Source organism: Synechococcus sp. R55.3, assembly GCF_047461975.1.
Taxonomy (GTDB): domain Bacteria; phylum Cyanobacteriota; class Cyanobacteriia; order Thermostichales; family Thermostichaceae; genus Thermostichus.
In genome coordinates this window covers 20,315-30,083 of the sequence record NZ_JANSIG010000029.1, presented here as the reverse complement: position 1 = coordinate 30,083, position 9,769 = coordinate 20,315, and the positions used below count along the sequence as shown (strand labels likewise).

Genomic DNA, 9,769 nt, shown 5'->3' with positions numbered 1-9,769 from the left:
GCCTTCTTTGGCCGAGATTGAAAACCAAGCCGCCGAGATTGCCCGCTTTCTTAATGTCAGCCTAGAGGGTATTTGATTCCCTGCGGTGCCATTGCTTTGACCCCGCCCTGCTGGTCGCTTGAGCGAGACGGAATCCCATCCTTGGGCAACAGTGAAACCATTGAGGGGGATCCAGAACTGTGGAGTCGAATAGAGAGTTGTCGAGATTGTTTTCAATGTAGCGGGATCTCTTCGAGGAATGATCTACCCTTGATGCCAGCGCAGTTGTTGCCTGGGAGAAGCCTGTGATGGCCAACCTGAACCCCTTCATTCCCCTACAGGCCAAGAAGCTGGGGTCTATTCTGTTTCGCCTCTGGCTAACTCTTCTGCTCTCATTGGGCTTGGCCTTGCTCACGCTGCTGCTGACCTCCCATTCCGCCCATGCTGCTCGCGGGCCCCTGTATCGCTTGGGCCGCCCAGAGGGGGCGGTCTCGATTGTGGCCTGGGCAGGCTATATCGAACGGGGAGAAACGGATCCCGCCTATGACTGGGTGACCGAGTTTGAGAAAGAAACCGGCTGCCAAGTCAGCGTTAAGGTGGCGGCAACCTCCGATGAGATGGTAGCCCTGATGAATGAGGGCGGCTTTGATCTGGTGACGGCCTCCGGCGATGCCACCCTACGCCTGATCAAAGGGGAACGGGTACAGCAGATTAACCCCCGCCTGATCCCCAGTTGGGAGACCATCGACCCGCGCCTGCGGGATGCTCCCTGGCATACCGTGGATGGCAAGCATTACGGCGTGCCCTATCAATGGGGATCCAACGTGTTGATGTACAACACAAAGGTTTTCCCGGAACCCCCCACCAGTTGGGATGTGGTGTTTGAAGAAAAAATCCTGCCAGACGGCAAATCCAACAAGGGCCGCATCCAAGCCTACGATGGCTCCATCTACATTGCCGATGCCGCCCTCTACCTGAAGGCCCACCGCCCAGAATTGGGCATCACGGATCCCTACGAGCTGACCCGCGAACAGTTCAATGCTGCTCTAGCTCTATTGCGACAGCAGCGGCAACTGGTTGGACGCTACTGGCACGATGCGGCGGTGCAGGTGGATGACTTTGTCAACGAAGGGGTAGTGGCCTCCAGCTCTTGGCCCTTCCAGGTCAATCTGTTGCGATCCGAAGGTCAACCTGTCGCCAGTGTGATACCGGAAGAGGGAGCTACCGGCTGGGCGGATACCACCATGCTCAGTGCCACTGCCAAACACCCCAACTGTGCCTACCTGTGGATGGAACATTCTCTGAACCCGAAGGTGCAAGGGGATTTGGCGGCTTGGTTTGGGTCGGTGCCGGTGGTGCCCGCCGCTTGTCAGGCCAGCGAGCTGCTGGGGCCAGAGGGATGCAAGACCAATGGCATCGACAATTTTGAGCGCATCTTCTTCTGGAAAACTCCTGTGGCCGATTGTGGTGATGGTCGTATGGATTGCGTGCCCTACTACGAATGGGTGACCAACTACATCGCTGTGATCGGTGGGCGCTAATAGGCCGACCTTGAAGGGATCCCGGATCCCTCTGGGGAGACAGACCCTCGGCCCTGAGGAGCTAGCCCCACGCGCTGCCCAGCACTGCTTTCCAAAACTTCGAGGCAGAGAGAATCCCAAAAACTATGCTTCGCCAGTCTGAGCAGACGCACCCAGGGATCCCTCGACTGCCACCTGAAGTCTTGCCGACTCTGGAAGGAAGGCTTGTGCGGCTGGGAACCCCAAAAACGGGCTACGCTCCACTGCCTGAACAGAGAGGGTAAACAGTGGATTGGAGAGGATCCCGGCAAAGATGGTAGCCACCAAAGTGAACACCAAGCCCACCCGCAGAGCCTGCATGCCTTCCGCCTGCCAGTTGGTCTCAGGGTAATTTTGCACTGAAACCGACATCTCTTGCGGCTCTTTCACCACAATGGTTTTCACCACCCGCACGTAGTAGTAGATGGAGATGACGCTGGTGACCAACCCCACCAACACTAGGGTATAGGCCCCTGCCTGCCAACCGGCCCAGAACAGGTACAACTTGCCGAAGAAGCCTGCCAGAGGGGGCAACCCACCCAACGAAAGCAGACAAATGCTCAAGCAAAGGGTGAGGAAGGGATCCTTTTGGTAGAGGCCGCTGTACTCGCTAATTTCATCGGTGCCGGTCTTCAGGCTGAACAGGGTGATGCACAAAAAGGCCCCCAGGTTCATGGCCAAATAGACCATCAAGTAAAAGATCAAGCTGGCATAGCCTGCCTCGGTGCCCGCCACCAAGCCAATCAAAACGAAGCCCGCCTGTCCAATGGAAGAATAGGCCAGCAGCCGTTTGAGGCGGGTTTGGGCAATGGCCACCACATTCCCCAGCACCATGGTCAAAATGGCCAGCACCGAGAGCACCGCCCGCCACTCTTCCGTCATGGCCGGAAATACGGTGGCCAGAAAGCGCACCGCCAAGGCAAAGCCTGCTGCTTTGGATCCCACTGACAAAAAGGCCACCACCGGCGTTGGGGATCCCTCGTAGACATCAGGAGTCCACTGGTGGAAGGGCACCGCCGCCAACTTAAACCCGATACCACCAATGCAGAGGACCAAAGCGATGATCCCTGCCAAGCCGGCATCCCCCATAGAGGAGGCAATGGCTTCCAGCTTCGTTTGCCCACCCGAAAGGCCGTAGAGCAGCGACATGCCGTAGAGAAAAATGGCTGTGCTGCTGGCCCCGATCAAGAGATATTTCAGGGCTGCCTCCGAAGAACGGGGATCCCGCTTGGTATAGCCGGCCATCAGGTAGCTGGCGATGCCCAGCGTTTCTAAAGATACAAACACTAGGATCAAGTCCGTCGCCCCGGAGAGGAACATGCCCCCCAAGGTGGCCGTGAGCAGCAACACATAAAACTCGCCTGTGGGGGCTCCCGACTGGGCGATGTAGCGTTCTGCCATCATCACCGTCAGCACCGCCGTCCCCACCACCAGGCCACGGAAGAGAATGCTGACGGGATCCGCTGCAAAGCTGCCCAAGAAGCTCTCCAACTGGGGCTGCTGCCACTGCAACACCAAGGTCACCAAGGCCCCGATCAAGCCAAAGATGGAGAGGGCCGGAAGACTTTTGCGTGCCGCCGACCCGCCGATTAAATCCACCACCAAGACGAGCAAGAGGGTGAGGGTAACCACCACTTCCGGCCAAATGGCACCGGCATACAGGTTTCCGGTTGGGGCAAAGACATCCATAGGAGAAGACTATGAAGAGAGATTAAGGGGATCCACAGCCAGCATACCGCGATTTCTGGTCTCTCTCCCCGCTTCAGGCATCTCTTCTCCCAATCGTCTCCATCAGCGCTCTCAATCTACAGGCTCAGTAGAGCTTGGCGCTGGAGGTGAGCACCAACTTCAGGCGGGCGTGGATCAGATCCAAGTCCGCCAGCCCCAGGTCGATCTCCCCATCGATGACGATGCCGGTGTGGATCAGGCGATCCAAGAGTTCCAGCACGGATCCCTCGCGGTGGGGTTGTCCGGGGTAGTAGTCCCCCTGGCGGGGCAGGAGGGTGCCCAGATCTCCGAGATCCAGGTTTAAATCCGCTGGGTCGATCTCCAACAGGCTGCAGATGTGTCGAATTTGCTCCCGCAAGGCTTGTAGGCTGCTGCCGGCCCGCTCAATCTGCTCTGCAGAAAGGCGCTCGGCCTCCATTTGCCGCACCACCTGCGCCTCCATCAACTGCCGCAACAGCTCCACCAAGGTCAGCACCAGAGAGGCCAAACCGGCTTCCGGGCGTTTCCGGCCAGGGGTGGGCCGAGCCTGGCTCAAGTCTTCCGAGCTGGCGGGACTGATAGAAAAGCGCGGCGGGGGAGAAGGGGCAATCCAACGGTCAAAGGGCTGGCAAAGCTGTTCCAGGCTGAGCAAATGGAGACGGGGATCCCGAGCGGCCTCTTCCCTTTCCTCTGGTAGGTTGTAGCCCCAGTCGGCCAAAAACAAGAGAACCTGCTCCAGCTCCGGCACCCTCTGCACCTGGCGCAGCGTTTGCAGGCGATCCTCCACAAACCACAGCTCCTCAGCCGGCAGTTGGGCGGCAGCCAGTAGCCGCTGTAAAGTGGTGGCCTTGGGGGCGCGCACCTCCTTGCCCAGAATGCGGTGGCGTGGCAGTTGGATCCCTGCTCGGCCCAAGAGCTGCTGGATGAACCGTCCCTCTTTGGTGCTGAGGATGGCCAAGCGCGGCTCCCCTGCAGCCTGAACCTGGCGTAGCCAAGCCGCCACCCCCGGATAAAAGCGGTGTAGCCCCAGCCACCCCTGCAGATCCTCTTTAATCCAACGATCCCGCACCCGATCCAACGCTTGGATTAGAGAGAGGGCAGGGATCCCTGACTGCTGCAACAACTGCTGACGCCAGCCCGGCCAGTCTTGGCGCAAGTCCTCCTCCCGGATCCCTTCCTGTAGCCCCCACAACAACAGAGGCATCTCCCAGCCGGTCTCGATCAGCGGGCGCAGACGGTCAAAAGCAGGACGCAGCGGCTCTAGCTGAGCAGGAGCCAAGCCCCACACCTGAGCACAAACGCGGCAGGAAGAGGCAAAATACTCCGCCCGCCCATCGCAGAGCACACCATCAAAATCCAGAACCAGAATGCGGGGGGACATTCGCCGGGGCCTAGCGAACTCCATACCTGAGTCCCCCTGAGGGCAAGTTGCAAAAATGGGGCCAGAGGCCAAGTTAATTCAACCAAACTGTTCCACCGGAGTGGCCCAACCTAATTGGATTCCAAGATGCGAACCGACTTGATCTCCACCGGTTTCAGGGGGCGATCCTGAGGGCCGGTGGGCGCCGTTGCAATTTTATCCAACACATCCTCTCCCTCGATCAATTGCCCGAAGATCGTGTAGTTGGGAGGCAGCGGATAGTCGGCGTGCATGATAAAAAACTGGCTGCCGTTGGTGTTGGGGCCAGCATTGGCCATCGCCAAAGTGCCGCGGCTGTAGGGACGTTGCACCGGCTCATCGGGAAAGCGGTACCCCGGCCCACCCCGCCCCGTGCCCGTGGGATCCCCACCTTGGATCATGAAGCCCCGAATCACGCGGTGAAAGATGACACCATCGTAGAAGTGGTCGTTGGCCAAAAAGACGAAATTGTTGACGGCGAGGGGAGCTTCTTGCGGGAACAGCTCCAGAACCATTGTGCCGGCGGTGGTCTCCATCGTGGCCGTGTAGGACTTGGCCGGGTCGATCACCATCGGGGGGGGATTGTTGTAGGTTTTCACGGGTTTGCCCAAGTGTTGTGCCAGGAGCAAATCGCGAGAAGAATGCGGGCGGGCCAAAACAGGGAGAGCACTCAACCCCACCCAAAGCACCACCATCAGCACAGCTAACTTCACCAGGCTGGCCAACTTAGATCGCGCACGCACGTTTCTTGCAGGAAAGCTCCATCCCCATCGTACCAGGATTCTGTCCGAGCTTAATCTTCCCCGGACTTGGATGGAGACTTGGCCCGCCGCACCAGCCAATAACTTACCGAGAGGGCCAACGTCGCTGCCCCCAAGCCAATGAGCTCCAACCCCCCCAGCTTCTCGAAATCGAAAATGATGATCTTGCGGGCCACCGCAATCAAAGAGGTGACGATCACCAGCTCCACCTGCACCACCTGCTTTTGCAAGTAGGCGGTAATGTTCTCCAGAATTTCCAGCGCAATCAGAATATTTAAAAAGAGGCCGAAGATCTCGATTAAAGTGGTGGAGAAAAACCCAGTTGGCTCGGTCAACAAATCTGCCACCAAGAACCGGGCCAAGTCCACCACTGCTACTGTGATTAGCCCGATCATCAAAATTGACAGTAGCTTCGAGATCAGGCTTTCCAGGCGGGTGATGGCCCGCAAAAAGGGATCCTCCTCTTCTGTCTCGTGGGGATTGTGCAACAGCCACTTGAGAAACCGCATCGCCAACCCCGACAGATCCAAACCCTTATGTCCTGATCCTGAGACAACATTATCCGTCCCAACCGTCTTGCCGGGAAGCAGGCAGGGATCCCTTGGGGCGATGATTGCGACACCGCTCAGAACAGTATTTCACCTCCGACCAACAGTCGGCCCACTTTTTGCGCCAGGTGAAGGGTCGCTGACAGGTGAGACAAATCTTGCTGGGCAAATCCGATTTCTTCCGTTGGCGTGGCATGGTGCACTGCAAAACAAGGTCAACTCTGTAGTCAGTTTAACAATCCTACCGGATGCTGACCGTTACCATCACGGAAGTGTTTAGTCTGCGCCCCACCTTAGCAAAAGCTGAAGTCTGAACCTAGAGAAATCGAGTAGCCTCTTGAAATCCGGCGAGATCTCTGCCCTGTGTCTGCAGGGATCCCTGAAGGAAGTTGGGTTTGCTGAAAGGTTAGCCGCCTCCATCCTGTACTGAGTAAAGTTCTTAACACCCGCTTGTGAACTTGAGCTTGAGTTTGTATGAAATCTCAACCAAATGGGACGAATGTAGCTGTTCAGAATTGTCCCCCCCCACCGAAACGGGTTGAGGTACGGCTCAGCAAACCCGGCAACCGAGCGACCCAAGCCTCGCTGTCGGAGGACTCGGTGGGCATATTTTTGCGGGAAATGGCTCGCTACCCACTCCTCAGTGCCGAGCAGGAGGTGAAGTTGGGGCGGCTGATCGCAGAGGGGGGAGCTGCCAGGGAACGGGCGAAGCGGGAATTGGTCAGGGCCAACCTGCGCTTGGTGGTCTCGATTGCCAAAAAGTACTTAAATCGCGGTGTGCCGTTTCTGGATCTGATTCAAGAAGGCACCATTGGCCTGATCCGAGCCGCAGAAAAATTTGAGTACGAACGCGGCTACAAGTTTTCCACCTACGCCTACTGGTGGATTCGCCAAGGGATCACCCGCGCCGTTGCCAATCAGGGGCGCCTGGTGCGGATCCCGGTGCACATGGTAGAAAAGCTCAACCAGGTGAAGCGGATCCGGCGAGATCTGACCGAAGCCCTAAACCGTCGCCCCACCCAAGCAGAGATTGCCAAAGCTCTGGAGATTTCCCCCGACAAGCTGGACGCTCTCTTAACCCTCTTGGAAGCCGGTCGCCAAACTCTTTCGCTGCATACTCCGGTCGGCAAAGAGGAAGATACGGAGCTGATGCAGCTTATCGAGGCCGCCAACGGCCCCACTCCCGAATCGCAAATGGACTTGCACCTGCTGTCTGCCCAACTGGAAGAAATGCTGGAGCAGCTCAGCCCCCGAGAGCAAGAAATCCTCAAGCTCCGCTATGGGCTGAAAGATGGCCACCTGCACACTCTCTCCGAAATTGGTCAGCTCTTCGGCCTGTCTCGAGAGCGCGTCCGACAAATTCAAGCACGAGCCATGCGCAAACTGCGCCATCCACGCCGACAGGAAATTTTGGCAGATTGGATGACCTCGTTTTAGGCAGTAGGCCACGGCTGCTCCACAGGCGAAACCCAGGATTCCGCAGCAGTTTATGTTCAGCAAAGCTTTGCAGAACCAGGACCAGAGGCGTGCCCCCACTTTTGGACAAGGGATCTGTCAACTAGCCCATCTTCTGCAACTGCAGGGGGTGAGGCTGAGGGCGGCTGCGCAGGGCAGCTTCGATCAACCCCAAAAAGAGGGGGTGGGGGCGGTTGGGGCGGGAGCGAAACTCCGGATGGAACTGGGTGGCGATGAAAAAGGGGTGGCTGGGCAGCTCGATAATCTCCACCAAGCGGTTATCCGGCGAGACTCCGCTGATGATATAACCAGAGTCCAGAAAAAGGCTGCGGTAGGCATTGTTAAACTCATAGCGATGGCGGTGCCGCTCGTAGATGATGGCCTCACCGTAGAGCTTGGCCGCTAGGGTATTGGGCATGATGCGACAGGGATAGAGGCCCAGCCGCAGGGTTCCTCCCAGATCTTCCACATCTTTCTGCTCCGGCAAGAGGCTGATCACCGGGTGGGGGGTATCGGGGTCAAACTCGTAGCTGTTGGCCCGCTCCAGATGGGCAATGTGACATCCCCAGTCGATCACCGCGCATTGCATGCCCAGACACAGGCCCAGAAAGGGAATGCCCCGCTCCCTCACGTAGCAAATACTGGCCACTTTGCCCTCGATGCCGCGATTGCCAAACCCCCCTGGCACCACCACTCCATCCACGCCGGAAAGCAATGCCTCTGGTCCCCGCTCTTCGATCTCCTCAGAAGAGATCCAGCGCAGCGTGACGCCGGCATTGAGGGCCAACCCGGCATGGCGCAGGGCCTCGGCCACCGAAAGATAGGCATCCGTAAGGCGCACGTATTTGCCGACAATGGCAATCTCCACCCGCTCTTGGGGGTGGTGCAGCCGCTTCACCAAGAGCTCCCACTCCCGCAGGTCGGGCTGCTGGGGATCCAGGTTGAGGATCTCCAAAACCCGCTGCGCCAACCCCTCCTGCTCGAGCACCAAAGGCACATCGTAGATACTGGGGGCATCCTGAGCCTGAATCACACATTCCACCGGCACATCGCAAAACTCGGAGATCTTCTCCTTGATCCCGCGGGGCAATGGCTGTTCGCAGCGGCACACCAACACGTCCGGCTGGATACCAATAGAGCGCAGCTCCTTCACCGAGTGCTGGGTGGGCTTGGTTTTCATCTCCCCTGCCGCTTTGATCAGGGGCACCAGGGTGACATGCACATAGGCGACATTGGCGCGGCCCACGTCCTTGCGAAATTGGCGAATGGCCTCCAAAAAGGGCAGAGACTCGATATCCCCCACCGTGCCCCCCACCTCCACCAGCACCACATCGGGGTTGGTCTCGCGGGCCACTCGCCGGATCCGCTCTTTGATCTCTTGGGTGACGTGGGGGATCACCTGCACCGTGCTGCCCTGGTAATCGCCGCGCCGCTCTTTGTGGATCACGGCCTGGTAGATGGAGCCGGTGGTGACGTTGTTGAGCTTAGACATGTTGGTGTCGGTGAAGCGCTCGTAGTGGCCCAAGTCCAGGTCGGTCTCGGCGCCATCGTCGGTAACAAACACTTCCCCATGTTGGTAGGGGCTCATGGTGCCGGGATCCACATTGATATAGGGATCCAGCTTCAAAATCGACACCGTGTAGTTGCGGGATTTGAGCAGGCGACCCAAGCTAGCCGCCACAATGCCTTTGCCGATGCTGGAGACCACTCCGCCCGTGACGAAGACAAACTTGGTCATAGCTTGGATCCCTTGCCTTTTTTTGATTATGCCAGGGATCCCTCAGCGCAGAGAGCGGATGGGGCCGTTGTAGAGGATGGTGGTTTGAAAGGTGCGCCTGTCCACCCGCACCTGGGTTTCAATGCTGGGCTGGACAAAGCCGGGCTCTCCCCCCCGGAAGGTGAAGATCCAAGCATCTTCAAACTCTTCAAACGGCGAGTCGATGGCTGCCCCGTGCATGGAAGCTTCGGCGCGATAGCGCTGTAGGCCCCCATTGGCGATCTCGGCAGCTTGACGGGCCAGGTTTTTGGCGCGGTTGAGATCCCGGAAGTAGCGGCTGATCTCCTCAAAACTCCCCCTGGGCAGCGGTCGCTGGGGAGCGGGGGTTGCCGGCACAGGCCGGGGATCCGGCACAATGGGCAGGGTGGGAATGTCCGGGCTGGGGGGCAAGGGTTCGACGGGGATGGGAGTTCCAGAGGGGAAAAGAGGGGTGATCACCTGCGCTTGGGCAGCCCTTCCAGCCAGAAGGGATCCCCACAGGAGAGCCATACCGACGGAGCTGACAGTAGAGACAAGAAAAGTGGGCTTCATGGAGCCATTCCTCGCAAAAGTTCTGGGTTGAGAGACGCTGCAGCTCTTGAATG

9 protein-coding genes and 1 pseudogene are annotated in these 9,769 nt (G+C 58.3%); 3 read left to right on the top strand and 7 right to left on the bottom strand.

Translation table 11 applies throughout. The features are described from left to right. Both NW849_RS06570 and NW849_RS06565 read left to right on the top strand, forming a co-directional pair. Positions 1-76, top strand: a pseudogene (locus tag NW849_RS06570) (photosystem I assembly protein Ycf4); the annotation flags it as partial. A 211-nt stretch (positions 77-287) separates the two neighbouring features. After that, positions 288-1,520: an ABC transporter substrate-binding protein gene (locus tag NW849_RS06565; protein ID WP_414356713.1), complete on the top strand. Its 1,233-nt coding sequence runs from the start codon at positions 288-290 to the stop codon at positions 1,518-1,520. A gap of 123 nt (positions 1,521-1,643) precedes the next feature. On the opposite strand, the gene NW849_RS06560 is transcribed toward NW849_RS06565, so the two are convergent. The 5 genes from NW849_RS06560 to NW849_RS06540 form a co-directional block, all read right to left on the bottom strand. Next, on the bottom strand, positions 1,644-3,227 hold the full coding sequence (locus NW849_RS06560) for an NAD(P)H-quinone oxidoreductase subunit N (RefSeq protein ID WP_414356711.1): 1,584 nt from the start codon (positions 3,225-3,227) through the stop codon (positions 1,644-1,646). 124 nt (positions 3,228-3,351) lie between these two features. Next, positions 3,352-4,626 carry a gas vesicle protein GvpJ gene (gene gvpJ / locus NW849_RS06555; RefSeq protein WP_414356710.1) on the bottom strand — a complete coding sequence of 425 codons (1,275 nt, stop codon included), beginning with the start codon at positions 4,624-4,626 and terminating at the stop codon, positions 3,352-3,354. 110 nt (positions 4,627-4,736) lie between these two features. Next, positions 4,737-5,216 (bottom strand): peptidylprolyl isomerase, encoded by a 480-nt coding sequence (locus NW849_RS06550; RefSeq protein ID WP_414356714.1) that lies wholly within the window; start codon positions 5,214-5,216, stop codon positions 4,737-4,739. A gap of 221 nt (positions 5,217-5,437) precedes the next feature. Continuing rightward, positions 5,438-5,914: a phosphate-starvation-inducible PsiE family protein gene (locus NW849_RS06545; RefSeq protein ID WP_414356708.1), complete on the bottom strand. Its 477-nt coding sequence runs from the start codon at positions 5,912-5,914 to the stop codon at positions 5,438-5,440. Between the two features lie 49 nt (positions 5,915-5,963). Further along, positions 5,964-6,149, bottom strand: a complete 186-nt coding sequence (locus NW849_RS06540; protein WP_041437321.1) for a DUF2256 domain-containing protein — start codon at positions 6,147-6,149, stop codon at positions 5,964-5,966. 278 nt (positions 6,150-6,427) lie between these two features. Here NW849_RS06540 and NW849_RS06535 point away from each other — a divergent pair, with 278 nt between their 5' ends. After that, positions 6,428-7,390, top strand: coding sequence for an RNA polymerase sigma factor RpoD/SigA (locus NW849_RS06535; protein WP_414356706.1), 963 nt, complete (start codon positions 6,428-6,430; stop codon positions 7,388-7,390). Between the two features lie 121 nt (positions 7,391-7,511). Here the strand turns inward: NW849_RS06535 and NW849_RS06530 are convergent, their stop codons facing one another. Together NW849_RS06530 and NW849_RS06525 are read right to left on the bottom strand one after the other, a co-directional pair. Further along, positions 7,512-9,146, bottom strand: a complete 1,635-nt coding sequence (locus NW849_RS06530) for a CTP synthase (protein WP_414356705.1) — start codon at positions 9,144-9,146, stop codon at positions 7,512-7,514. 42 nt (positions 9,147-9,188) lie between these two features. Next, positions 9,189-9,716, bottom strand: coding sequence for a hypothetical protein (locus NW849_RS06525; protein ID WP_414329187.1), 528 nt, complete (start codon positions 9,714-9,716; stop codon positions 9,189-9,191). Positions 9,717-9,769 lie beyond the last annotated feature (53 nt).

Excerpts from the sequence above, each read along its gene's own strand:
- NW849_RS06540 (WP_041437321.1), bottom strand. The coding sequence starts at position 6,149 with ATGCCACGCCAACGGAAGAAATCGGATTTGCCCAGCAAGATTTGTCTC.
- NW849_RS06545 (WP_414356708.1), bottom strand. The coding sequence starts at position 5,914 with ATGCGGTTTCTCAAGTGGCTGTTGCACAATCCCCACGAGACAGAAGAG.
- NW849_RS06550 (WP_414356714.1), bottom strand. The coding sequence starts at position 5,216 with ATGGTGATCGACCCGGCCAAGTCCTACACGGCCACGATGGAGACCACC.
- gvpJ (WP_414356710.1), bottom strand. The coding sequence starts at position 4,626 with ATGTCCCCCCGCATTCTGGTTCTGGATTTTGATGGTGTGCTCTGCGAT.
- NW849_RS06535 (WP_414356706.1), top strand. The coding sequence starts at position 6,428 with ATGAAATCTCAACCAAATGGGACGAATGTAGCTGTTCAGAATTGTCCC.
- NW849_RS06560 (WP_414356711.1), bottom strand. The coding sequence starts at position 3,227 with ATGGATGTCTTTGCCCCAACCGGAAACCTGTATGCCGGTGCCATTTGG.
- NW849_RS06565 (WP_414356713.1), top strand. The coding sequence starts at position 288 with ATGGCCAACCTGAACCCCTTCATTCCCCTACAGGCCAAGAAGCTGGGG.
- NW849_RS06525 (WP_414329187.1), bottom strand. The coding sequence starts at position 9,716 with ATGAAGCCCACTTTTCTTGTCTCTACTGTCAGCTCCGTCGGTATGGCT.
- NW849_RS06530 (WP_414356705.1), bottom strand. The coding sequence starts at position 9,146 with ATGACCAAGTTTGTCTTCGTCACGGGCGGAGTGGTCTCCAGCATCGGC.